The following is a 25,684-nucleotide window of genomic DNA, read 5'->3' on the forward strand; positions in this document are numbered from 1 at the left end:
CCATAGTTTTAAAGGAGTGACAGGCATATGACGATGACGGTTGACTGGTCGACGCAAGCCATTATCGACAGGCGAGACACCTATTATGCGGCGTCCCAACGTGCTTTTGTCCCCTACCAGAAACCGTTGATCCTGAAAAAAGGAAAGATGCAATATTGCTGGGATGAGAAGGGCAATAAGCTGATCGATCTCTTGGGTATGAACCTTTGCATCAGCGTGGGTCATGCGCATCCCAAGGTTGTTGAGGCCGTGACCGCGCAGGTTCAGGACCTTACCCATTGTACGACGATGTTTCACCATCCCGTCCCCGCCCACCTTGCCGAAGAACTTGCCGCAACCATGCCCGCAGGCCATGAATGGGTTGTTCACTTTACCAATTCTGGTGCGGAGGCTGTTGACCTTGCGATAATGATGGCGCGCTGCTCAACAGGAAACCAAGATATTATCGCGCTGCGCAACTCCTATCATGGCGCGACCTATGGCGCGCAGGCTGTGACCGGCGTTCAGGGGTTCCGTCAAAATATTTCACAACTGCCCAATATTTCTTTTGCGGCTGAGCCAAACCAATACCGGGGTATCTTTGGCGAGGGTACGGACCCGTATCTAGACGAGATCGACCGCACGATTTCCTACACAACAAGCGGTGCTTTGGCTGCGATGTTTGTCGAACCTGTTCAAGGCTATGGCGGCATCATTCAAATGCCACCCGGCTATCTAAAGGGTGCGGCTGAAAAGGTCCGTGCGGCAGGCGGATTGCTGATCGTGGACGAAGTACAATCGGGTTTCGGCAAAACCGGAGATGCGATGTGGTGCTTTGATCACCACGGTGTCGTGCCGGACATGATGGTCATCGCCAAAGGCCTAGGGAACGGAATCCCGATTGGCGCGCTGGTTGTCAAAAAAGAGATCGCCGAAAGCATGGCGGGCAAACTGTTGTTCCACACCTACGGCGCGAACCCTGTTGCGTGTTCCGCCGCGCGGGCAGTGTTGAACGTGATAAAGCAGGATGACATGATCGCCAACGCAAAGACGGTAGGCGCTGCGCTGAATGAGGGTCTTAAGCAGCTCCAATCCCGATATGACATTATTGGCGACGTACGCGGGCGCGGTTTCATGCAGGCCATTGAGCTGGTGAAAGACCGCGACACAAAAGAACCGGCGCCAGATCACACCGCCTATGTTTTTGAGCGTACACGCGAGCATGGGTTGATCCTGTCCAAATCGGGCACGTTCAAAAACGTGCTGCGAATGGTGCCGCCCCTTTGCTTGCAAATGGAAGATATTCAGCCCGTGCTAGACGCCTTGGATCGCAGTTTTTCCGATCTCGAAAAAGCGAAATTGGTGTAACATCGCATGACAAACTCAAATCCCTCCCCCAGCCAAGAACAGCGGACACATGTCGTAGTCGTGGGCGGTGGCATGGTCGGAGTTGCGACAGCTATCTGGTCGCAACGCGAAGGGAATAGGGTCACATTGATCGACATGGGCAGCCCCACAGATCGCGCCAGTTTTGGCAATGCGGGTGTGCTGGCTTCGTCCTCTGTTTTGCCCGTAACCATGCCCGGCTTAATCGGTAAAATCCCCAAAATGGTCCTTAGCCGCGCAGAACCCATTTTCCTGCGTTGGTCCTATCTGCCACGCCTGATCCCTTGGGCCTTGCAATACCTGTCCCATGCATCCGAACCAGAGGTCCGGCGCATTGCTGCCGCCTTGGAACCTATCATTGGGAATAGTTTGCAAGACCATATGGCATTGAGCGCGGGTACAGACGGACAGCGTCACATCAAACCCTGCGATTTTGCAATTCTCTACAAGAACCGTAGCGCATTTGAGAAAGACGCGCTTGGCTGGGAAATTCGCGCTAACTTGGGCTTTGATTGGTCCGAGCATGACGGCGCATCGCGGCATAGCTATGACCCAATCTTCACCAAAGATCTGGGATTTCTTTCGGCACTGCCAAACCACGGACAAATCACCGATCCCGGCGCCTATATCAATGACCTTCGCTCGCATTTTGAGACCTCTGGCGGCACAATTCTAAACCGCAAGGTGACCGATATCACCCACCGTGACGGGCACGCCACTGGGGTGCTCACTGAGGATGGCCCGATCAAAGCAGACCGCATCGCGATTACTGCTGGCGCATGGTCACCGCTTTTGATCAAAAAGCTGGGTGTGAAAATCCCAGTTGAAGCCGAAAGCGGCTATCATCTGGAATTCTGGGACCCGTCCTTCCTACCACGTGTGCCGACCCTTGTGCCCAGCAAAAAGCTCATTTTTTCACCGATGAAGGGCCCACTACGGGTCGCAGGCGCAGTTGAGTTTGGTGGTTTGAAAAACAAAGGGCAGGACAAAGTATTTGATCTGCTCAAATCGTCCATGACCGAAGTGTTGCCCGGCTTGACGTACTCCAAAGAAACCCGCTGGGTTGGTCATCGACCTGCCCCCACAGACTCCGTTCCTATCATTGATGAACTGCCCCAGATCAAAGGCGTATTCTTGGGCTTTGGGCATCAACATGTAGGCCTGACCGGGTCCGCGCGTACTGGCCAAATTCTAGCACAACTGATGAACAGCAAGCGCCCCAATATCGACCTGTCTCCTTATCGCGTGTCGCGTTTTACTGACGCTGGGCAGCGCCCACCCACAACACCCGACACAATCCAACACCGAGAGTGTGCCTAATATGGAATGGAACTTTGCACCCGTTTTCGACAGCTTCGGCCTGTTGATGCTCGGGCTGGTGAACACACTGAAGATCACGGGCCTTGCGCTTTTGTTCGGGGTTCCGCTGGGCCTTGTGCTCGCGCTTTCCCGTTTGTCGTTATGGCGTGCATTGTCGATGGTTGCCGCCTTCATCATCGAGTTTTTCCGCACGACCCCGCCGCTCGTCCAGCTGTTTTGGTTCTTCTTTGCCTTTCCCATCCTATTCAACGTGAACATGACGCCATTCACGACAGCGATTGTAACCTTCTCGATCCAATCATCCGCTTTCTTCGCCGAGATTTTCCGCAGCGGAATCCAATCCATCGACAAGGGCCAATGGGAAGGTTCAAAGGCGATCGGTATGACGCGGCAACAGTGCCTAAGGCGCGTGATCCTGCCGCAAGCAGTCAAACGCATGATCCCTGCATTTATGGAACGCTCTATCGAGCTGTTGAAGACAACCACGCTGGTTTCGACCATCGCCTATACGGACTTGATGTATCAGGCCAACGATATCGCTCAGCGCACCTTCCGCCCATTGGAAGTCTATACGGTTGTGGCCTTAATCTATTTTGTCATGATTTTTGTCTTCAGCCAGATCTCGATCATCGTAGAGCGCAGACTGGCCAAATCTGGCGAAGGGACGGTGCAGTAACATGGATTATAATTGGGATTTTGCAACGATCTTCCTAAACTGGCGGGTCTTCTGGATCGGGCTTCAGGGCACATTGGTCATGTTTGGCATCACAGTGGTTTTGGGCATGTCTGGCGGTCTGGTTGTTGGCATTTTGCGCTACATCAAATCACCTTTAGCCGCGTGGCCTGCCCGCGCTTTTGTCGAGGTGTTTCGCAATACACCCGTTCTGGTTCAGATCATCTGGTTCTACTATGCCTTTCCGATCTTGACCGGGATTGAAACCACACCCTTCTTGGCAGCAGTGCTTGGGATATCACTGAATACTATGGCCTTTTCAGCCGAGATTTACCGCGCTGGAATTCAATCCATCGACAAAGGCCAATGGGAAGCGGGCAAAGCCATCGGAATGAGTTTCGCGCAAACCCTGCGGCGCGTCATCTTGCCCGTTTCGCTGAAACGGGTGCTGCCCGCCCTTACCAATCGCGGGATCGAGGTCTTCAAGATGTCCACGCTCGCGTCGATCGTGGCCTATGTTGAAACCCTCAATCAAGCCAAGTTAATCGCCGATCTCAACTACAACCCAATTGAATCTTATACTGCTGTCGCTCTGATTTTCTTCGTGGTCCTCTACCCTGTTGTACAGGCCACCTATGTAATCGAGCGCAAATTAGGCCGGAGTGACCAATGAGCGACCTTATTCGCGTTGAAAACCTGCACAAAAGCTTCGGCACACTCGATGTCCTGAAGGGCATTGACCTAACGGTAAAAGCCGGCGAAACCGTTGTATTGTTGGGCTCTAGTGGCTCGGGCAAATCAACGCTTCTACGGTGCATCAACTTCATGGAAACCCCGACAAGCGGGCGCACCCACCTCAACAATGAGGCTGTTGGGACCGAAGTTGGTGGTAAGATGCGCTACAAAGAAGCTGACCTGTGCAAGTTACGCACGCGCATCGGGATGGTGTTTCAGCATTTCAATCTGTTCCCCCATATGCGGGTTCTGGAAAACGTCATGGAAGGCCAAGTTACAGTCTTGGGACGTGGACGTGCTGAGGCCAAGGAAAAATCCATGGCCCAGCTAGAGCGTGTTGGCTTGGCTGACAAGGCACTCGAATATCCTGCCCGCCTTTCTGGTGGCCAAAAGCAACGGGTGGCGATTGCACGGGCCTTGGCGATGGACCCTGATGTGATGCTGTTTGACGAAGTCACATCAGCGCTTGATCCTGAACTTGTGGGTGAAGTCCTCAAGACCATGCGCCAACTGGCTGATGAAGGCATGACCATGATTTGTGTCACCCATGAATTGGGCTTTGCCTACCATGTCGCCAACCGCGTCTTGTTTCTGAATGACGGTGCCATTCATGAAGAAGGTGCGCCGCAAGAGCTGCTCATGAAGCCACAAACCCAACGTATGAAAGAATTCTTGGAGGGGCATGCCCTGTTCAAGCTACCTGACTAAACCGACCAACAGAGAGGACCAAATATGAAAAATATGTTTAAAAAAACAGCAAGTTGGATGGCGGGGATCACCGCTGCCGCGATATTGACGACAACACCTGCCGCCGCCCAAGAGGTTTCCACTTGGGAACAAATCCAAGAAACAGGCACGCTGCGCATTGGCGTGACCCAAGCCCCGCCTTGGTTCAGTAAGAACCCTGCAACTGGCGAATGGGACAGTGGTCTGGGCGTGACCATCGGTCAAAATATGGCCGACACGCTTGGCGTTGAAATTGAGTTCGTCGAAGTGACGTGGGGCACAGCCGTGGCCGCCTTGCAGTCCAACAAAATTGACGCGATGCCAGTGCTTGATCCAAAGCCGGATCGGGCAGTCTCAGTAGCGTTCCCCTCCAATCCACTGCTTTACATCTCACTTGCCGTTCTGGCCAACGAAGACCTAGCAGCAGATACTTGGGCAGAGCTGAACAACGCTGACGTCTCCATCGCTGTTCCACAGGGTTCCAGCATGGACACCTACGTTACCGCAAACCTGCCGCTGGCCGATATCCAGCGTTTCCCTGACAACGGCGCATCTATTGCCGCGTTCCAATCTGGTCGCGTTGATGCCGTTTCCTTGTTCCATCCTCCCCTTTTGGCCGCGCGCCAGAAACTGGGTAGTGGTCAGCTTGTAATCCCGACACCTGCGTTTTCCTCACCCACCTCTGTGGCCGTGCGTCAAGAAGCGGATCAGCGGTTCTTGAACTGGGTCGATACGTCGATCTTCTACTGGTACGAGACAGGCAAAACGCAAGCATGGTACGCTGACTTTTTGACAGGATTTGGTCTAGACCCGAAGGCATCGCCAGTTATCCAGCGTGAGTTGATGTTCAACAACTAAGCCCCTGAAACACAAATCAGATGCCGGGCGCGTTTAGGGCCCGGCATTTATTATTTTAGCCAATTAGGCAGTCCCCCCACAAGATGACCCTCAACAGCTGCACGCGCACAATCAGCAAGGCTTGCGAACCGCACGGTCCGGCCAGACAGCCCCGGTGCGTAATGGGCGTACTTGCCCGAGTTCGTGACCAGATGACGGGCCGCTGGGGGAAAGACCGGCTCGGAAATCGAGCACCAACACAAATCGCGCAACACGAGCACGCCTGCCGTTTCAAGGATCTCGATCACCCCTTCGCCTTCAAGCTGTTGCTCGGTTTCCCTACTCAACGTGATGATGCAGGCCGTAGCAGGTGTGCATTTGCGCCCCTCGATCAGGGCGGCAAAGCGACCGCTTTCGCTAAAAGAGAAATGCGGACTGCCCAAAGCCACCAAATCCACCTGTTCTGGCCCAGAATTCAGCTCATCCCATGCGACAGCCAGCATGTCCTTGGTGATCTCAAGGTGTGCAGCATCGGCGCGCGATGCTTGATCGCCCTCAGGCGTCACGCCCTGTATGTGGAGCATCGGTGCCGCAGAGGTGGTGCCAAATGCGGCGCAAAGCGCTTTGAGGTCATCCTCATTCATCTCCGCCCCACCGAGACCCTCAAGCCGCGGCACTTGATCGGGGGATTGTTGCCCCGCGACCCAACCAATCAATGGCCAGATTGCCTCGTCATAGTTTTCCGGCAAATCAATCGTGATGCAAACCCGCGCTTGCCGGTTTTCGGGCAAATAGACATCCGACAGCGGTGCGCGGCCCGTCAGCGCGATAAACAGATCAAAGAAATCAGGGTGTTTTGCCGTCCGCGCGCCCAGCACACTATTGGCGAAAATAACGGCATTGGACTCGGACCAGCCGATATCCTCGCCCGCTTTGGGGCGGTCCTCGGCCAAATAGGGGGCGCAGGTGAAGGTCGGGCGCGCGCCCATCGAGACATAAGCGCTGGCAAGCTGACTGGCCGGAGTACCAAACAGGGCCGGAACGCCCTGATCCTGCCAGTTGTCAAAATCAACAGAGATCGCATTCATTGTCGTGGGGATTTTCACCCGCGCGCCCATCTTTTCCATGGCAGCGGCAAAGGTCAGGTTGGCGGGTCCCGCATAAATGCAGCCATCGATATGCACCCGACTGACATCAATCAGCCGCGCCGCACCCTGCGCCGCACCCATGATCTGGATCACTTCCATCGCCAATTGAACGGCTTCGCCCTCGACACCCATCAACATGGCCTTGTCCGCAGGCGTCAGGGTCATGGCTTGTGTATTCAGCCGCTCCAGTGTGATGCTCTCCCCATCAGCGACAATACGGTCATCCTCAATTCGCGCATGATCGCATGCGGACAGACGCGCGTAGCTGGCTTTGCTCAACTGCAATACCGCCAACGGCCGGTCAAACATCCTTGCCGAGATCAGCGCACCCAGCGTCAAAATGTCTTCTGCCTCATGAAACACCAACGCTGCAGGCGCATTCCCGTTCAGAGCCAGTTCCAACAGCACACCACTGCCCGAACAGGACCCTCGGCTGGTGGGCATCAGAACGATCTTGCCAGCCAAAGATTGCCCAAACTGCGGATGATGGGCATCCTGCACGACACCAGTCTGCGCATTCACGCCACCCCAAAAACTCATGCCCTCAGTACAGGTCAAGACGGCCCCGTTGGCTTCACAATGGACAATGATCTGATCCATGGGGTTTCTCACTTCAATGCTTATTGCCAGCGTGGATATTCGCGCGGCTTACGTCATATACACTTACAATAACAAAAGGATCACACCAATGCTTGACGCAAAAATAACCACTCACGATTCAGACGAAGATCCCCGGAACCTAGACACCAAAGTCTACGTAAACGGCGAAATCTTCCACCGCGACGAGGCCAAGGTTTCGGTTTACGACAGCGGCTTTATGTTGGGCGACGGCATGTGGGAAGGTCTGCGCCTTTACAACGGCAAGTGGTCGTTCTTTGAAGAACACATGGATCGCTTCTTTGGGTCGTGTAAGGCAGTCTCGCTTGACGTTGGAATGGACCGTGACGGGATTTTAGAAGCCCTCACCATGACGGCTGAAGCCAACGGCATGGTCACTGATGCGCATTGCCGCCTGATGTTGACGCGAGGCGTTAAGGTCAAACCTTATCAACATCCTTCGCTCAGCCGCACTGGCCCAACCCTTGTGATTATCATGGAGCATTCCAAGCCTGCTGGCGGGCTGGCAAAAGGCATCCGTCTGGCCACAGTTCCGCAGGTGCGCGGTTTACCGATGAGTCAGGACGCCAAGTATAATAGTCACTCCAAACTGAACTGTGTTCTGGCCTGTCTTCAAGCCGACCAAATGGGTGCCGATGAAGGGCTGATGCTGGACCCACATGGCTTTGTGAATACTACCAATGCCTGTAACTTCTTTATTGTGCGCAAGGGTGCCGTTTGGACATCAACAGGCGATTATTGCATGAACGGGGTCACCCGCCAAAAGGTCATCGACATCTGCCGTGACAACGACATTCCTGTCTTTGAGCGCAACTATTCTTTGTACGAAACAATCAGCGCCGATGAAGCCTTTATAACGGGTACATTCGGCGCGCAGACGCCTGTGTCAGAGATTGATGGCAAGCAGATCGGGACAGGGGAACGCCCAGTGATGGACCGCATTCGCCTGCTCTATAAAGAGCTGATCACTGCTGAAACTGGTGCCACGTTTTGAAGCAAATCAACGCGCGTGGCCTTGTGATGATTGGGTGCGGCTTTATGGGTAAAGCGTTGCTTGAGGGCTGGTTCGCGCGCGGCGTTCAACCGGGTGCCTTTCATGTGCAAGACCCAACACCTTCAGACTGGGTTCTGTCTCAATCCGAACTGCATGTGAATGAAGTTCTGCCGGAAAACCCTGCGGTTCTCCTCATCGCCATAAAGCCACAAATGCTTGGTGATGTTTTGCCCGATTTGAAGCGGTTCGGAGGCGGTGATACTCTTGTCATTTCCATCGTAACAGGGGCCGCGCTTGAGGTGTATGAAACGGCATTTGGTCCAGACACCCCTGTGGTGCGCGCCATGCCTAACCTGCCAGCGGCTGTCGGTGCAGGCGTTAGCGTATATGCATGTAATGCCTGTATTAACGCTGATCAAGCCGACATCGCAGCGGAACTGTTTGGTGCCGTAGGGATCGCAATTCGACTGGACGACGAGGCGCAGATTCATGCCGTGACTGGTACTTCTGGGTCTGGTCCTGCCTATGTCTTTGCAATGGCCGAAGCGATGACAAAAGCGGGCGAGGCTTTGGGGTTACCCAGCGCCCTTGCCGCTACTCTTGCGGTTCACACAATTGCGGGTGCAGGGGAAATGATGCGAAAATCGAAGGCAGGTCCGGTTGAGTTACGAAAGGCAGTGACGTCCAAAGGCGGCACAACCGCTGAATCTTTGAAGGTGTTGATGGCTTCTGACACAGGTCTATTCGAACTGATGGAGCGCGCCGCTCGTGCCTCGCATAATAGAAGTTCTGAACTGGGTCAGAAACAATTTTAAGATGCGTTTCTTGGCACAACCTTTTGCGTTCATTCGTTTTTTAACGGTTGAGCACGGTGCTGAGAGGGTCAATAGCGCGCCCGCGTCAATTGCTCTGTAAAATTCAGCGTCGGCTATCCTAAGATGGCCGGCGCTAATGTGACCAGCACTGAAATGTACTATAGCCGCATAACCCGCCACAGACCTGAACGGTTTTGCTCCAAGTCACAGCCAGAACTGTCTAGAAGTGGTCGACGTTGATTTGCTTTTCCGCGCACAGCTTGCCGATGTCATAGGCCATTTTCATCCCCGCCGGATTTGTAAAATCCCTAACAAGGGCCAGCTCTTTCTCGGTGAGAGTCAAATCGAGTTCATCTTTTAACCAGCGATGTTCCAGACCAACATTGTACCGTGAGAACCCGAACAGAGGCGTGTTTCCTAACTGAAAGTTGGACAGATCACCGATCTCGCTGTTCAAGTTCCAAGCATGTTTACACGCCCCCAGAGATTGCATCACACTTAGATTATGGGCCTCGCAATCGGCGATCACACTGGATACTGCTTTGATCGCCATGCTGGCAGCAGGTTGCCTACGCCACCCGATTTTTTCCATCCGTTGTCTAAAGGTGCCCGTTCCGATTGACACGATGTTCAGCTGATCCTCTCCAGTGTCCCACTCATACCCATATTCAGGAACCGTCACCAACAACAGCAAGGCCAGCCCCGGCATATTGTGAGGCGAAACACCCCCGTCAACAAACAGCCCGGGCGCTTCTCCCTTCACGATTTCGATCATCTCTGGCGAAAAGTAATAAGGTGCGGCTGTTGACGCCCTTACGATCTCGGCAAGGCGATAATGCCGATTGCCAATATAGCTGCTGTCCTCTGCGTCCTGCCAGAAAGCGCCATTTGGGTTATTGTGTACGATCCAGGGGCTTCCTGTGTCCATACGTTTTGCTACAATCGCAAGCTTGCCCCGAATGCGATCACTGTCGAGCGTGGCATCGCCAATGATCTCTTCCAACTGCGCTTTGAGCATCCGCGCATCAAACACCGATTGGAACCCGCGAATTCGAAAGCGCGGCTTGCGAAATACCTTGGGGCCAAGGCGCATGTAAAACTGTGTCAGCTCTTTTGCGGAGATGCCAAGGCTGAGGCCTGCGGCAATGATGGACCCCGTTGAGGTGCCGCCAATCAGGTCAAAATACTGATTGAGATTGCCCTGACCTGACTCCGCCAGAAGATCCTCAATCCGTTCCAAAAAGGCCAAAGTAATGATCCCACGCACGCCGCCGCCATCCAGTGCTAGAACATTGCGCTTGGGCGGATCTGTGCGTGTTGTCATCAGGTTTCCTTTTGAGGTTACGTTTCCAAAGAGCCGTCACTCCGATATCCATCAAAGCGTTGCTGGAAATCATGTTCAGGTCAACACCCTTGATTTATTCAACTTTCGCACAGTATGTTTGAAGGCTCAGACACTACGGCCTGCCAGCCTTGTTGTTCGATTGGGGGAGAAGATATTGATGATACGCCAAAAGGCCAATGAACGCCTGACGCATTTGCGCAGCCATATTTCCGTCATATCACTAATTTTCACCCTTATATTTGTCGCGCTACTGATGTCCCTGACACAGCCAGCGCGCGCCGGGATCAACCTGAAGAACGGCAATTTCTACATCACATATACCGATATGATTTTGGGCCAACCTGAACTGCATGTTGCACGAACCTACAACTCCAAGGCGACCAAGACGTTGTCCTTCGGCTTTGGTTGGGGCTCGGACTTTGACACCTTTTTGACAGTTGTCGGGGACGGCACAGTGGTTCTGAATGAGAATGGATCAGGCGCCCGGAATTATTATCGCCCTCCCCGTCTGGATCCTGCCGAACGCGAAGCCATCGTGGAAGAGATGCTGATTGCAATGGAGGCGGCTGGCTGGATTTCATCGGATGCGCAACTTGAAGAAACCCGTGTTGAACTAAATACGGATGCAGGTGAGCGCAGGCGCTTGCACGGCAAGCTTGCCGCGATTGATCTGATGCCGGATCGGGATCTAGCCGTTGGAGAGCGCCTGACATCGGCCCAAACCCCAAATGTCTTCCTCGTCAAGGAACCCGCTGGATACTACAGACGCAGTTTGACGGGATATGAACGTTTCGACGACAAGGGCCAGCTGGTTGAACTCGTAAGCCAAGGCGAAAATGGCTTTAAGCTGCAGCGCAATGAGCATGGGCATCTTCGTGAAATCATCGCCTCCACCGGGGAGCGGATTGAGGTTTCAACAAATGACACAGGTCAAATCACTCAACTTGTTTCACCTACGGGCACGGCAAGCTACGAATATGATGATCGAAAGGATTTGCTCAGCGCGACCAATGCGGTTGGATCGACCTTCAGGTATGAGTATGACGCCGCCCACAATATGCGCTTCATCCGCTATGAAGATGGCTCCTATCTTGAGACGCGGTATCACGACGAAACGCAATTCGCGTCTTTTCAGCGCCAGCCCGATGGCAGGGTAACCCGTTATGATTATGGTAAAAACCCTATCAGCGAACCGGATATCATCGAACATTACTATACCCAAACACGCAACTATGAGAACGAAGCCGATGAGATACCGTTTTCTGACAGAACGGTCGCTTACCGGGTTGGACGTGATCGTTTTGGCAACACTTACACCGCTGGCATCACCGAAACCACCAATGGCACAACCATCGACAAGCGCTATCACCCTTGTGGCAATCCAACCTTGATCGAACGAGGTAACCAGCGCACCGAGTTCGACTATGACGACAAATGCCGCCTGATTTTTAAGAAAAGCAACAATGAACAAATCCGGCTGGAATATGAACGCCGCCACAGCAAGATATCGCGGGTCGAAACGACGGACCTATTAAGAGACACGCAGTCTTCCTCAGATTTTGAATACAACCTGCGCGGCAATCTAACCATGGCACAAGACAGCAAGGGGCGCCGAGCGGAACTTACCTACGACGCCGCAGATCAGATCAGCAAGATGAAAGATCAAGACGGGCAAGTCCTGAACTTTGTTTACGGGCCACTGGGCAAACCGATCCAGATCGAGATCGAAGGGCTGGGCAGGATTGATGTTGAATACGACTCAAACGGGGAAATCGAAAATGTGGCCAGTGATCAGGGGCATCAAATGGCCCTGCGTGTCACCCAAGCGTTTCAAGGACTTCTCAGTTTGGTCAAACCCGCAGGCGTGAATTTTGATCTATAATCTGACCTAAAGGGAGTGTCCGATTTGACTGGTGCAATCGAGGCAAACGGCGTTCCTGAGATCAAGATTTTCTTGTCCTCTCCGGGGGATGTGAACGAGGAACGTGTGCTGGCTGGCCGCGTGTTGCAACGGCTCACAGAACGGTATGCCCCCGTGGCCAAACTGGTGCCCATCATTTGGGAACATGAGCCTCTCCTCGCCTCAGCGACATTTCAAGATCAAATCGAAAAACCCTCTACCACGGATATTGTGGTCTGCATTCTATGGTCGCGTCTGGGCACAAGGTTGCCCGCGCATATCCAACGCGAGGACGGCACCCGCTATGACAGCGGCACCGAATTTGAATTCGAAGACGCATGGGACGCTATCCAGCGCACCGGCCGTCCTGACCTGCTGGTCTACCGCAAGATGGCCGAACCCTTTATCAGTCTTGCCAGTAACTCGGATGCCGAAGAACGGTTGCGCCAAAAACGGGCGCTGGATGGGTTCATTCAAAAGTGGTTCCATGACGATGATGGCTCCTTGCTGGCTGCCTTTCACGGGTTTAGCAATTCAGCCGAATTCGAGGAGGCCTTTGAAACCCATCTAGACAAGCTCGTCCAACGACGTCTTGAAGAGCTGGGTGTCAAAAGCCTCAGCGCGACAATTAGCGGGGGCACAGCGCCTGCCCTTTGGGAAGGTTCCCCTTTTCGCGGATTGGAGACCTTTGAGTTTGAACATGCGCCTGTTTTTTATGGCCGCACCCATGCGATATCCGGTGTCTTAAAAACCCTGCGCGCCCAAGCCGCACAGGGCAATGCCTTTGTTCTGGTGTTGGGCCGTTCAGGCGGCGGCAAGTCCAGCCTTGTGCGTGCTGGTGTTCTGCCCTTGCTGGTAGAGCCCGGCGTCGTTGAGGGTGTCGGCCTCTGGCGGCGCGCGGTGTTTCGCCCAAGCGAAGCCAGCGGCAACCCCAACAAAGCCTTTGCTGCCGCACTGTCTGCCCCTCTTGCCCTGCCCGAACTTCTCAGCGATGGCACAACCGTCGAAGAATTGGGCGAGCTTCTGGACTCAACCCCAAAAGGCGCGGACCTGCTGCTGAAAGGCGCGCTCTCCCAAGCGGCGCAGAAACTTGCTGCTCTGGGGGCTGAAAACTATGATGCCGCCCATCCTGACATGGATCCTGATCTGCGCGCGCAAAATCGCCGCGTGATCCTAGACAACCCACCCAAAGCCAAATTGGTCCTGCTTGTGGATCAGATGGAAGAACTGTTCACTGATACCAGCATTTCTCAATCCGAACGGGAAGGTTTTCTTGATGCGCTCTGCGCTCTTGCTGCTTCGGGGCGAGTTTATGTGGTGGCGACATTGCGTAGCGATTTTTACCAGCATGCGATCGAACAGCCAATGTTTGCAAAGCTCAAAGGCAGTGACGGACAATACGATCTCAGCGCGCCTACATCAGCTGAGATTGGGCAGATCATCCGCCAACCCACCATGCGTGCAGGTTTAACATTCGAAGAACATCCCGAAACCGGCGCGCAGCTGGATGATGACCTGCGCGATGCGGCTGTCGCCGAGCCCGACAGCCTGCCGCTGTTGGAATTCACGCTTGAAGAACTCTACCGTGCGCGCTCCCCCACTGGGGTACTCACGTGGGAGGCCTACGAAGCACTGGGTGGGTTGGCCGGAGCCTTGGGGCGGCGCGCAGAGGAGGCTTTCAATGACCTGCCCGCCGCCGCGCAGGCCACCCTGCCCCGCGTAATGCGTCAGATCGTACATGTGCGATTGGACCGCGATAGGGCCGCAACCAAACGCGCGGCCAGTATGGAGAATTTTCCGCCAAACACCCCCATCAGGACATTGATCGACGCCTTTGTCGCCGCGCGCTTGTTTGTTGTTGGGGGGGATAGTGCCGGCAATACCGTAGTGACATTGACCCATGAGGCCTTGCTTGGCTCATGGTCGCGCTTGCAGGACTGGTTGGCGGCAGATCAGGAGTTCTTGCGGATCAGCGCCCGCGTCAACTTTGCGGCGAACCGTTGGGAAGAATCTGGACGCGAGGCGCAGCTCTTGCTGCCCACCGGCCCAGCACTTGATGAAGCCCGGCAGATCACAAAAGATGCCGAGGCCAATGTATCTGAAAAGGTCACCCGTTTCATTTCCCTGTCAATGGCGCGCGCCACGCGGCTGCAGCGCCTGAAGCAGACAGCAATTGCAGCATTGGCCGTTCTGACATTCGCCGCATCTGCCACCGCTTGGTATGCAGACAGACAACGCAGCGAAGCAGCATCAGCGCGATTGGTATCAGAAGCCGCCCAAATCGAAGCTGAAAAAAGTGCGGCAACGGCCCAATCCCGTTTAGGAGAGTTGTTTTTCGAGCAAGGCCGCAAAGCGCTTTTGGACGGCCGCGCCGAAGAAGCCACCCTGCTTTTGGGCGCGGCCTACGGAAGCGCCCCCAAAGATCAAACTGGCGCCCTATTTTCGACTGCCCATGCGCTTGCTTCGATCAAGGGGACGGCAACCTTTGAAAGCGCTGGTCCCATTACCGTCCTTGCAGCAGGGCCAGATGATTTGATGGCGATAGCGGCATCTGATGGCTCGATCTCGGTCACAAACATGGCCACAGGCAAAAGACTGGCGCGCTACAAAGGCGACGATGACACAATCAAGGCTCTTGCCTTTTCGCAGGATGGACGGTTTGTGGCCGCGGGAGCCGAGACTGGCACTGTTTTGCTTTGGGATTTTCAGGCACAGACAACCCAAAAGTTCGAGGCACATTTCCAAGCCATCACAAAATTGTACTTCTCGGGGGATGGTACAACGCTGGCCTCGCTGAGCCATGATCAGACAACACGTCTTTGGAACGTCAGCGATGGCGCGCTAATGGCAACCCTTGCAGAACATGGCGGCGTTCCCGTGTCGGCGGCATTTGATCCAAACGGAACACACGTTACGACGCTTACCAGCGAAGGTCAGATTGCCCAATGGGACAGCGCAACTGGCAACGAGATCTTGCGCTGCACGACACAAGCGCCTTTGCCTGTGCTGGACGGACTTGTCCTTGGAGACACCCGTGCGGTTCTGGCCCTCGGAGGGTCAGGCCTGATGCAGGTCACGCTTGACGCGGACTGTCAGACCGTCTGGGAGAACCAGACACCGGCGCTGGGGATCACGACAGATACCCGTGGCACCCGTTTACTGGTGCGCAATGAGACCCAAGCGGTTGTCGTGGATGCCCGCAAGGGCAAGACGATCACCAACTCCGGTGGGGTCGATACCGCAGGCACGCAACGCCAGATTATTGCAGCAGCCCTGACAGAGGATGCCCGTATGATTGCTGTCGTCGACACTGCCGGCACCATGACATTGTCGGACGCGTCGGCGGACGGGGTCGTTCTGGCCCGCCTTGACGGTCATGCGGCAAGCGGCAGCGCATTAGCGTTTTCCCATGATGGGAACACTTTGGCCACTGCGGCAGTTGATGGCACATTGACGCTCTGGGCCCTCTCTGCCCTGCGCCCTTGTGTCGTACCCGGTGCGGCAGGCCGGGTTGTGACCTTCTCACCCGACAGCCAGTATATTGCATCAGGCGATGCCCTTGGGCAGGTGACCCTTGCTGAGGTGAGCGATTGCGCAAATGCAAGAGTCGTTTCTGCCCATCCAGGTAAGGTCTGGGTCCGTGACATCACTTTCAGCCCGGATGGCAACCAGATTGCTACAGCAGCAGGCAATCTCGTGACCCTGTCGGATGTCAAAAGCGGCATGCAGCTTTGGCAATACGCGTTGTCAGACGACAAGTTCGCTGCAAACATAACATGGAACTCTGACGGGTCAGGCATATTGGTCGGAACAAGCGGGCATGAACTGGGTAGCAACTTGGGCGGGTGGCTAGAACTGAGCCGCGCCACAGGCACAAAGATCAACGAGAGTAAAAAGACCGAGCAACCAGTGACCAATGTCGATTTTTGGAATGACAGTACTTATGTCTTAACCCGCTCAAACGCGGGACTGCATCTGTGGTGGCAGGATACAGGTTTGCTGAGGCATCGGGTGGCTAACCGCGAGACACGGGCAGCAGTCTATTGGCCTGATAAAACACGGATTGCAGTTGGAGATACGGCCGGTCAGTTACGTGTCATCCGCCATACAAACAGCGAGCTTTTTCAATTTGATGCTCATAATGCACCGATAAGCGCCATGGCCATCGATGCGACGGGCAAGATGCTGGCCAGTGGTGCAAACGACGGCACAGCGGCGCTTTGGGATTCAGAAACGGGTACGCTTGTGGCGCGTCTAATTGGGCATTCAAGCAAAGTCGCCTCATTGGTATTTGTACCTAACTCTTCTTATGTGCTCTCTGCCGCGACAAACGGGGCCGTGATCCTGTGGGATCTGACGTCGGGGTCTCAGGTTGCACGGTTTGATGGGCAAGCTGGCCCAAAACCACAGCTTGCTGTGGACCCGAGCGGCGCATGGTTCAGCCTTGCAACGGGCCGCGGAAACACGCGACTGTGGCGCCTGCCAAAAGTGAATGTTCCCGCCTCGGATATTATTTCTGAAATCAGTGCTGTGACACCTTGGGGGCTAAAACTGGATGATGATCTGCCACAGGACCGCTGGCAAACCCTAGCCCTTGAGGCACTTGGTGACCAGTTCTCGGAAGGTGAAAAACTCCCCCCACTTGAGGCACGTCAACGGCTGGAAGCTGGACGGATTGCAGCCGTGCGCGGCGATGCCCTAGCTGCGGGGCGCAGTTGGCACCAAACTGGTGAGGGCCTTGAGAAGGCAACACAACCGCCCCTCGACTTGCCCCCAGCCTATCAACACGCACTGGCCGCAAACGCTGTTGCGCTTGATGGTCTAAAACGCGTGCTAAGCGACCATCAGGAACGGGTTGAAAATGTGATCTTCTCCCACGATGGCAGCCTGCTGGCGACTGTCGATTGGGCCTCCAAAATGGTAATTTGGAACAGCAAGGATTGGACAAAACGATTTATCTTTGACGAGGGGTTTGAGAGCGGTATTTCGTTTTCTCCAGATGACGCCTTCCTTTTAACCCAAGGAAATCACGGCGGCCTTGTGAGTGTTGATCTTGCGACTGGCGCCGAAAAGATGCGCTTTGCCCAAGGCAGGCGGGGCGTTTGGTCGCCGGATTCAAAGCGCATCGCGGCCTTTCCCCGCATAGGTGCCCCAACCATCTATGACGCGCTAACAGGCGGCGAAATCATGCGGTTTGCCAACTACGATGCAAGGGCCATTGGTTTTGCGATCTCAGACGATTTCAAAATCCTTGCGGCGCCTACAGATGCCGGGGTGGAGCTGCTGGACACCGTGTCGCGCAGCGTTCTGTCGACAATCCAAAGCACGCACGCATCCGACGAAGGGAAATCAGTGACGGTCACCCAGAGTGTCTTTTCCCCTGATGGGGGTTTGATTGCAATCTTGTGGTCAAACAAGACAGGGGCGTTGTATTCAACGCAAGATGGCGCATTGGCCGTGCCATTGCCTGCTGGGACAACGGTCATTCGTTTCTCACCCGATGGAACAAAAACCCTAGCTGGTATCAGCAATAGTCGGGTTGCCTTGCTAGAGGTTCAAGACGGAACAGAACTAGCCAATGTATCTGGTGGTCTTGGGCACAGCGAAAACTTTCCGCAACACGGGCAGTTGTTTTCGACCGTTGATGGCGGTCGAAAGAGTATCCATCTTTATGATATTGAAACCGGAGAACTGGTTAGGGAATACACTGGCCATGCCACGGCTTGGCTGTTGCTGGCTGAGTCCCCAGATAGCAGTACCAGAGTGACCACATCCGGCGATGGGCAGCTTCGGATCTGGGACACCGCCACCTCCGCTGACGCGCGCCTGATCAAGGCTGAGCCTATTACCCCTCTGGCAGAGAATGTGCTGGCAAGCCTGTCAGGTACCGAACAAGTGGTGCGCAGCGAGCGGCGTGTGCTGCTAACCGATGCCTCGGGCGGGACGAGCGAATTGGATGGGCACCGCGGCGAAGTGACCGCAGCAAGCTTTTCCACCAAGGGCGATAAGTTGTTTACTGGTGGGGAAGACGGGCGGCTTCTGATCTGGGACAGGACAAGCACATCCTTGCTGCGCGTGATCACAGATGTTTGCGACCAAAGCGTTTCTGCGATCCTTCCTACCAAGGATGGTACCGCGGTATGGGTCCATTGTTCGGCTGGTTCCCTGCGGCTGTTCGATACTGCAAGTGGCCGTGCTATGATCTCGCAATCCGCCATGCCTGCGCCAAAAGAACAGCGCGCGCAGATGCAATGGGCAGCAGATGGGAAGGCATTGCACCTAACAGGCCCTGATGGCCAACCCTATCGATGGAGAGTTGCCCCCTAAGCGATCAAGGTCGCGAGGTGCTTATGATTTTTCTAGGTCTGCTCTTTTCATAACCCAGCGCGCTTTGGCGCGATCATACTCCTTAATATCATCGCTTAATGTATCATAGGGAACCAAATTTGGGTGAAACTTGCGGTTGTTGTTGCGGGTTTCGTTCAAGCACCATCCGTCAAGTTCACGATCAATCCACCATGCATCATGTTCAATGGCCGCCAGCCGCTCGATCACCGCATCGGGTGATTGTGCATTGCCCTCCATCAATTGAGCTTTTGAAAACTCAAGCATGCGCAATTGATCAGCCGCACGTCTGTTGGCGTTCTTATAGGTTTCAGGCAGAGTGTTCCAAGGCGCCAAAGAGGCGGTTCGATCCTGATCGTCATCTACATCAGCACGCCGGTCCTGCACATACTCAGCATGCAATTGCTGGGCCAAAGTCTCGCGGGTGCTTTCGCCCTGCCCCCAATTGTAAACTTCATCTGAGCGGCCAAAGGGTTCGACAACTTCACAAAGAAGATCGGTCTTTGCCAGTTTCTTTTGCGAGACAGGCATGTCCCCGCCCGAATATTTCGAGCAGATCAAGAACTCGTCCATGGCGCTCTTCTTTTCGGAGTGAACAAAGATCGGCACCTCAAGGCAGTTCAACCGACGGCTTGTCTGACGCAGCGCTGTGCCGATTTGAATGTTAGATTTATGGAACCGTTCGGGATCTTCGGCAACGATTACCGCGGTGGGTTTGCCCAGTTCCTCCTGAAAAGATGCGATTTTGGTTTCATCATACAGCGCGGTGTCCTCACCCGTCTCAAATACCTCCATCGAGACCGCCCAAACTAAGGGGGTGCCCGTCAGTGGCGAAGACAGCAGCGCGGCCAATGGAGCGTAATCCAACGACAACATCCTTTGCAATTCGGCCTTGTCCTCAACCACCCAACAAATCTTTGGTCGCTGCGACAGGACCGAGGGCGAAACCCGCAAGAAATGTGTAACGACCTCTGCAGCGACATTGGTTGTGCCAAACACCACCAGCGTGACGCCCGCCTGCCCTTGAGCCAGCGCCAATGCGTTGAAATTGACCCGTGACATCAAGTCAATCGCCGCCGACTTTGCTGGATTGATCATGCGCATGACAGTCCCATCGCCCAGCTTTTGCATGAATGTATCGTTCTCTTCGAGCTGGTGATGCAGTTTGACATCTTCGATGATCATCAGAACATCTTTGGGCGGCAGCAATTCGCCCTCAGCGATCTCTTTAATATACTCTAGGTTTTCCGTATCGGTCCCGGTTGATACGATGATCCGCTCCGCCCTTGTCGCTCGACAAGCTTGCAATTGCTTGGTCAGCTCGACTTCGTCCGTTGTGGCAAAATGCAGACATCCTTCGGCGTGTGCTTTTTCACGGGTCTTACTGGATGCGCTTGGATCCACCACCACCACAGCGCGGTCTCTAGGGCGTTGCTTTGACTTCATAAACAATCGTGCACGTTGATCAAAACCAAGCAAGATCGTGTGGCGTCGCAACATTGAAATCCGCAGTTTTTCAACCTGTTCCTTGAGCACTGACCACAGCACGGTCAAGACCGCCACAAAGGTCACTACCGCCCCCAAGGTTTCAGCAATGGTGAGAATCCAGCCCTCTGTGCCGGGAGATTTGCGCGGCTTAGGGCGAAAGACCTTTATTGCGCTTGGAATGGTATCCAGCACAATTTTTGCACTTCTGGACAGGTTCCTGTCTTCGGAGGCCACCGTGTCGAAGTTCTTTTGCAAGTTCCCAAAAAAGCTGAGCGCCAAGGCAAGAAAAGCAGCCCAGACAATGGACCGCCCCAAAGCGGAACGTTTCTGCAGTAGTTTAAGCATCTCGGTTACCCCAATATTACCCCGAAGCTTACCCAAGGTACGATGAATTGGAAATTACTAAAAGTGAACCGCACCGCCGTTTCAATGGTTGCTACGCATAAGCAGCACAAAACATCTTGAGCTAGAACCTGAAATCAATACTCTCGGTCCGCCAACCTGGATCAAAATCGTAAGGACCCACGGCATGCTGATACGCGTGGTGTAAGGTATCTTGATTTTGTCGGGAACCGCCTGACCTTAGAGGATCAAATTACACCCTATCAGTCAGTTCCACCTTTTGAATTTTGAGATTGCAAAATTATGCGCCTAATTCTTATATTTACTTATCTTTTCAATAAGATAAATAAATATCCGCATCCGACGCACCAACCCAACGCTGGAACACATTCGCGAAGTCGGTATTGAGAAGCACCTTCTGATCCGAATGGTCGGCACAAATATTTGCCAACGAATGAATAATCAGCTCGATCAGTCTGCCCTATCGTCGAGCTGACGCATGAAACAACCGGTTGTAAACATCTGAACTGCACACCTCGGTCGGATCATCCCCAACAGCTTCGTTAAACGTCACCAAGATTGTATCAACCTCTGTAAAGCTGATCCCATCATAAGCGATGTCATGGTACGTGACGGGGTCAAGCAAACTGGTCAGTTGTCTCTTAACATTTACAAAGTCCAAGAGTTCCGGCACGCCAGAATGAATGGGAAGGATCAGCCAGCGCGGTCTTTTTATCAAATTCTTGTATCCGTTCATATCTACAGTCTGATGTAGCGGGCATTCATACAGCTTTAGATTGAAATCTCGCACTTCATGCATGTATCGGATCGTCCATCCTTTTAAACTATCGTTTGAAAGTGAATTATGTCATTGTTAACTAATATAATTCGATTTCAGACTTCTTTTAACCCGTTGGTTTTTTATTTCTGCGCAGCCCGTTTCTTATGACGATGAAGGCAAGCCTACTCGCGCGACGCGTCCTGCTATTTGTGCAGCACGACTGAGCGGCTTGTTATTTTTTGCGGTTCTGACCCGCTGGCCCACGGGCCTGACGTTCCTCTCCAAAGCGACAGCACTGTAGGGCCTTTGCGCCCCGGACCAATTGCCAGCCTGACCCCTGGCGCAAACAAAGCCCGCGGGTAAAGGATGCCTTTCCATGATCAAAACTGTTTTCTCTCTCTCGTCGCTGGACGGCACAAACGGCTTTCGGATCGACGGGATCGATGCGTATGACTACAGCGGGCGCTCGGTTTCCTCTGCTGGGGATGTGAACGGCGACGGGATCGATGACTTGATCATCGGGGCATTTCGTGCTGATCCGAACGGCACCTCCTCTGCGGGCGAAAGCTATGTTGTGTTCGGCGACACGGGCGGCTTTAGTTCCAGCCTATCACTGTCTGCGTTGGATGGATCTAACGGCTTCCGGATCGACGGGATCGATGCGTCTGACAACAGCGGGCAGTCTGTCTCCTCTGCCGGTGATGTGAATGGCGACGGCATCGATGATCTGATCATTGGGGCGCAATATGCTGATCCGAACGGCAGCTCCAATGCGGGCGAAAGCTATGTTGTGTTTGGCGGCACGGGCGGCTTTGGCTCCAGCTTGTCGTTGTCGGCGCTGGACGGCACCAACGGGTTCCGAATCGACGGGATCGATGCGGGTGACCTAAGCGGATGGTCTGTTTCCTCTGCGGGGGATGTGAATGGCGATGGCATTGATGATCTGATCATCGGGGCGCGTTTTGCCTATTCAAACGGCGCCTCCCTTGCTGGCGAAAGTTATGTGGTGTTCGGCAGCGCGGGGGGCTTTAGTTCCAACCTGTCGCTGTCTGCGCTGGATGGCACCAACGGGTTCCGCATCGGCGGGATCGATGCGTATGACCGCAGCGGCTATTCGGTCGCCTCTGCGGGGGATGTGAACGGCGACGGGATCGATGATGTGATCATCGGGGCGCAATATGCTGATCCGAACGGCAGCTCCAATGCGGGCGAAAGCTATGTTGTGTTCGGCAGCACGGGGGGCTTTGGCCCCAGCCTGTCGCTGTCAGCGCTGGATGGCACCAATGGGTTCCGCATCGACGGGATTGATACGGATGACAGCAGCGGTTATTCGGTCGCCTCTGCTGGGGATGTGAATGGCGACGGGATCGATGACCTGATCATCGGGGCATTTCGTGCTGAGCCAAACGGCGCCTTCCGTGCGGGCGAAAGCTATGTAGTGTTCGGCGGCTCGGGGAGCTTTAGCTCCAGCCTATCGCTGTCTGCGCTGGATGGCACCAACGGGTTCCGCATCGACGGGATTGACGCGGGTGACCTAAGCGGATTGTCTGTTTCCTCTGCGGGGGATGTGAATGGTGACGGGATCGATGACCTGATCATCGGGGCATTTCGTGCTGAGCCAAACGGCGCCTCCCGTGCGGGCGAAAGCTATGTTGTTTTTGGCAGTACGGCGGCCTTCACTTCCAGCCTGTCGCTGTCTGCGTTGGATGGCACAAACGGCTTCCAGATCGACGGGATCGATGCGGCTGACTATAGCGGGCGCTCGGTTTCTGCTGCCGGGGATGTGAACGGCGACGGCATCGATGACCTGATCATCGGGGCGGAACGTGGCGATCCGAACGGCAACACCAGTGCAGGCGAAAGCTATGTGATCTTTGGCGAGAATGCCGCCGCGGAGGCCGCCGATGACAACGTGGCAACGAACGAGGATACGCCGCTGTCCGGCGATGTGTTGGCCGACAATGGCAACGGTGTCGATCGGGACGATTCACCCAACAACCTGATGTCGATCGCTGCGGTAAACGGTGTGGCGGCGAATGTGGGCAGCCAGATTACGCTGGCCTCGGGCGCGCTGGTGACGGTAAACGCCGACGGAACATTTGACTATGATCCAAACGGCGCGTTCGAGAGTTTGGCCGCCGGTATCGATGCCACCGACAGCTTTACCTATGCGGTGACGGACGGCACCGAATTACAATTGCCGGGCATATTTTCCTCCAACCTGTCGCTGTCGGCACTAGATGGCACAAACGGCTTCCGCATCGACGGGATAGGTTTGGGTGACAACAGCGGGTTTTCGGTCGCCTCTGCCGGGGATCTGAACGGCGACGGGGTTGATGACCTGATCATCGGAGCACCCTTCGCCGATCCGAACGGCATCTCCTCCGGCGAAAGCTATGTTGTGTTCGGCGACACAGGAGGCTTCACCGCCAGCTTGTCGCTGTCTGGGCTGGATGGCACCAACGGGTTCCAGATCGACGGGATCGATGGGTCGGACCAGAGCGGATATTCTGTTTCCTCGGCCGGGGATGTGAACGGTGACGGGATCGATGATTTGATCATCGGGGCGTTCGGTGGCGGTCCGAACGGCGCCCCCTTTGCGGGCGAAAGCTATGTTGTGTTCGGCGACACGGGCGGCTTTAGTTCCAGCCTATCACTGTCTGCGCTGGATGGATCTAACGGGTTCCGGATCGACGGGATCGATGCGTATGACTTCAGCGGGGGTACGGTTTCCTCTGCTGGGGATGTGAATGGCGACGGGATCGATGACCTGATCATCGGAGCACGCTATGCCGATCCGAACGGCACCTCCTCTGCAGGCGAAAGCTATGTTGTGTTCGGTAGCACGGGGAGCTTTGGCTCCAGCCTGTCGCTGTCAGCGCTAGACGGCACAAACGGATTTCGGATCGACGGGATCGATGCGTATGACCAGAGCGGGCGATCGGTCTCCTCTGCCGGAGATGTGAACGGCGACGGGATCGATGACCTGATCATCGGAGCACGCTATGCCGATCCGAACGGCACCTCCTCTGCAGGCGAAAGCTATGTTGTGTTCGGTAGCACGGGGAGCTTTGGCTCCAGCCTGTCGCTGTCAGCGCTGGACGGCACAAACGGCTTCCGGATAGACGGGATCGATGCGAGTGACTACAGCGGTTATTCGGTTTCCTCTGCGGGGGATGTGAACGGCGACGGGGTTGATGACCTGATCATCGGAGCACGCTATGCCGATCCGAACAGCACCTCCAATGCGGGCGAAAGCTATGTTGTGTTCGGCGACACGAGCGGATTTAGCTCCAGCCTGTCGCTGTCTGCGCTGGATGGCACCAACGGCTTCCGGATCGACGGGATCGATGCGGGTGACTTCAGCGGGCGCTCGGTCGCCTCTGCAGGCGATATAAATGGTGACGGCATCGATGACTTGATCATCGGCGCGCGCGGTGGCGATCCGAACGGCAACTCCTCCGGCGAAAGCTATGTGGTGTTCGGCAGCACGGGGGGCTTTGGCTCCAGCCTATCACTGTCTGCGCTGGACGGCACAAACGGCTTCCGCATCGACGGGATTGATACGGATGACAACAGCGGGCGTTCGGTCGCCGCTGCTGGTGATGTGAACGGTGACGGTTTTGATGATCTGATCATCGGGGCGTATCGCGGTGATCCGAACGGCACCTCCAACGCGGGCGAAAGCTATGTTGTGTTCGGTCGGGCGACCTTTACCCCCGTGGTTGATACCGCAACAGTCACTGTCACCATCGCCGGTGTGAATGACGCACCTGAGTTGGGCGGCCTGAGCGCCACCGTCGGGGCAACCGAACAGGTCGCGTTGGTGGCCCTGCCGGATGTGACGGTCAGCGACGTGGACACAACCACGCTGGCCTCGGCCACGGTTGCAATCACTGGCGGGCTGGTCACTGCCGAAGACGTGCTGGCCTTTGCCAACACGTCTGGCATGGGCAATATCGCGGGCGTCTATGACGGCAACACCGGTGTGATGACGCTGACCTCGGCGCTTGCCACGGCGACACTGGCCGAATGGCAGGTGGCCTTGCGCGCGGTGAGCTACACCAACACCTCTGACACACCAGACACCGGCGACCGGATATTGTCGGTACGCGTAAACGACGGCATCGATGACAGCCTTTTGGCGACACAGACGATCACGGTGACAGCGGTGAATGATGCGCCTGTGGCGCAGGACGATATCATTTTCACCGATGAAAACACGACGCTGACCACCGACAACGTGCTGGCC

At 55.0% G+C, this 25,684-nt stretch carries 15 protein-coding genes; 11 read left to right on the forward strand and 4 right to left on the reverse strand.

Annotated elements, in window-relative coordinates; all coding sequences use genetic code 11:
• Positions 1-27: 27 nt before the first annotated feature.
• Genes V7775_RS20805 through V7775_RS20830 form a run of 6 tightly spaced genes read left to right on the forward strand, consistent with a single transcriptional unit; the run spans position 28 to position 5,677 of the window.
• On the forward strand, positions 28-1,347 hold the full coding sequence (locus tag V7775_RS20805; protein WP_335753845.1) for an aspartate aminotransferase family protein: 1,320 nt from the start codon (positions 28-30) through the stop codon (positions 1,345-1,347).
• Positions 1,348-1,353: 6 nt separating this feature from the next.
• Positions 1,354-2,685, forward strand: coding sequence for an NAD(P)/FAD-dependent oxidoreductase (locus V7775_RS20810; RefSeq protein ID WP_335753846.1), 1,332 nt, complete (start codon positions 1,354-1,356; stop codon positions 2,683-2,685).
• Between the two features lies 1 nt (position 2,686).
• Complete coding sequence (locus tag V7775_RS20815) at positions 2,687-3,361, forward strand: amino acid ABC transporter permease (RefSeq protein ID WP_335753847.1); 675 nt, start codon at positions 2,687-2,689, stop codon at positions 3,359-3,361.
• A gap of 1 nt (position 3,362) precedes the next feature.
• Positions 3,363-4,031, forward strand: a complete 669-nt coding sequence (locus tag V7775_RS20820; RefSeq protein WP_335753848.1) for an amino acid ABC transporter permease — start codon at positions 3,363-3,365, stop codon at positions 4,029-4,031.
• Positions 4,028-4,801: an amino acid ABC transporter ATP-binding protein gene (locus tag V7775_RS20825; protein WP_335753849.1), complete on the forward strand. Its 774-nt coding sequence runs from the start codon at positions 4,028-4,030 to the stop codon at positions 4,799-4,801. The genes V7775_RS20820 and V7775_RS20825 overlap by 4 nt, the downstream gene beginning before the upstream one ends.
• Before the next feature lie 24 nt (positions 4,802-4,825).
• Positions 4,826-5,677, forward strand: coding sequence for a transporter substrate-binding domain-containing protein (locus tag V7775_RS20830; protein WP_335753850.1), 852 nt, complete (start codon positions 4,826-4,828; stop codon positions 5,675-5,677).
• Positions 5,678-5,727: 50 nt separating this feature from the next.
• Here V7775_RS20830 and lhpI read toward each other — a convergent pair whose 3' ends face one another.
• Positions 5,728-7,404 (reverse strand): cis-3-hydroxy-L-proline dehydratase, encoded by a 1,677-nt coding sequence (gene lhpI, locus V7775_RS20835; protein WP_335753851.1) that lies wholly within the window; start codon positions 7,402-7,404, stop codon positions 5,728-5,730.
• Between the two features lie 88 nt (positions 7,405-7,492).
• On the opposite strand from lhpI, the gene V7775_RS20840 reads away from it, so the two are divergent.
• Positions 7,493-8,416: an aminotransferase class IV gene (locus V7775_RS20840; RefSeq protein WP_335753852.1), complete on the forward strand. Its 924-nt coding sequence runs from the start codon at positions 7,493-7,495 to the stop codon at positions 8,414-8,416.
• The gene (gene proC / locus V7775_RS20845; protein WP_335753853.1) at positions 8,413-9,231 is read left to right on the forward strand and encodes a pyrroline-5-carboxylate reductase; all 819 of its coding nucleotides are present in this window, start codon (positions 8,413-8,415) and stop codon (positions 9,229-9,231) included. Before V7775_RS20840 ends, proC begins: the two co-directional genes overlap by 4 nt.
• A gap of 220 nt (positions 9,232-9,451) precedes the next feature.
• Here proC and V7775_RS20850 read toward each other — a convergent pair whose 3' ends face one another.
• Positions 9,452-10,555, reverse strand: coding sequence for a patatin-like phospholipase family protein (locus V7775_RS20850; protein ID WP_335753854.1), 1,104 nt, complete (start codon positions 10,553-10,555; stop codon positions 9,452-9,454).
• A 178-nt stretch (positions 10,556-10,733) separates the two neighbouring features.
• On the opposite strand from V7775_RS20850, the gene V7775_RS20855 reads away from it, so the two are divergent.
• The gene (locus tag V7775_RS20855) at positions 10,734-12,458 is read left to right on the forward strand and encodes a DUF6531 domain-containing protein (protein ID WP_335753855.1); all 1,725 of its coding nucleotides are present in this window, start codon (positions 10,734-10,736) and stop codon (positions 12,456-12,458) included.
• Between the two features lie 24 nt (positions 12,459-12,482).
• Positions 12,483-18,803, forward strand: coding sequence for a WD40 repeat domain-containing protein (locus tag V7775_RS20860; protein ID WP_335753856.1), 6,321 nt, complete (start codon positions 12,483-12,485; stop codon positions 18,801-18,803).
• Positions 18,804-18,824: 21 nt separating this feature from the next.
• On the opposite strand, the gene V7775_RS20865 is transcribed toward V7775_RS20860, so the two are convergent.
• Both V7775_RS20865 and V7775_RS20870 read right to left on the reverse strand, forming a co-directional pair.
• Positions 18,825-20,654 (reverse strand): RyR domain-containing protein, encoded by a 1,830-nt coding sequence (locus tag V7775_RS20865; RefSeq protein ID WP_335753857.1) that lies wholly within the window; start codon positions 20,652-20,654, stop codon positions 18,825-18,827.
• 478 nt (positions 20,655-21,132) lie between these two features.
• Positions 21,133-21,471, reverse strand: coding sequence for a hypothetical protein (locus V7775_RS20870; RefSeq protein ID WP_335753858.1), 339 nt, complete (start codon positions 21,469-21,471; stop codon positions 21,133-21,135).
• A 337-nt stretch (positions 21,472-21,808) separates the two neighbouring features.
• On the opposite strand from V7775_RS20870, the gene V7775_RS20875 reads away from it, so the two are divergent.
• The coding region (locus tag V7775_RS20875) for a beta strand repeat-containing protein (RefSeq protein WP_335753859.1) at positions 21,809-25,684 on the forward strand (3,876 nt) is incomplete at its 3' end.

The organism is Sulfitobacter sp. (assembly GCF_036960155.1).
Lineage (GTDB): Bacteria > Pseudomonadota > Alphaproteobacteria > Rhodobacterales > Rhodobacteraceae > Sulfitobacter.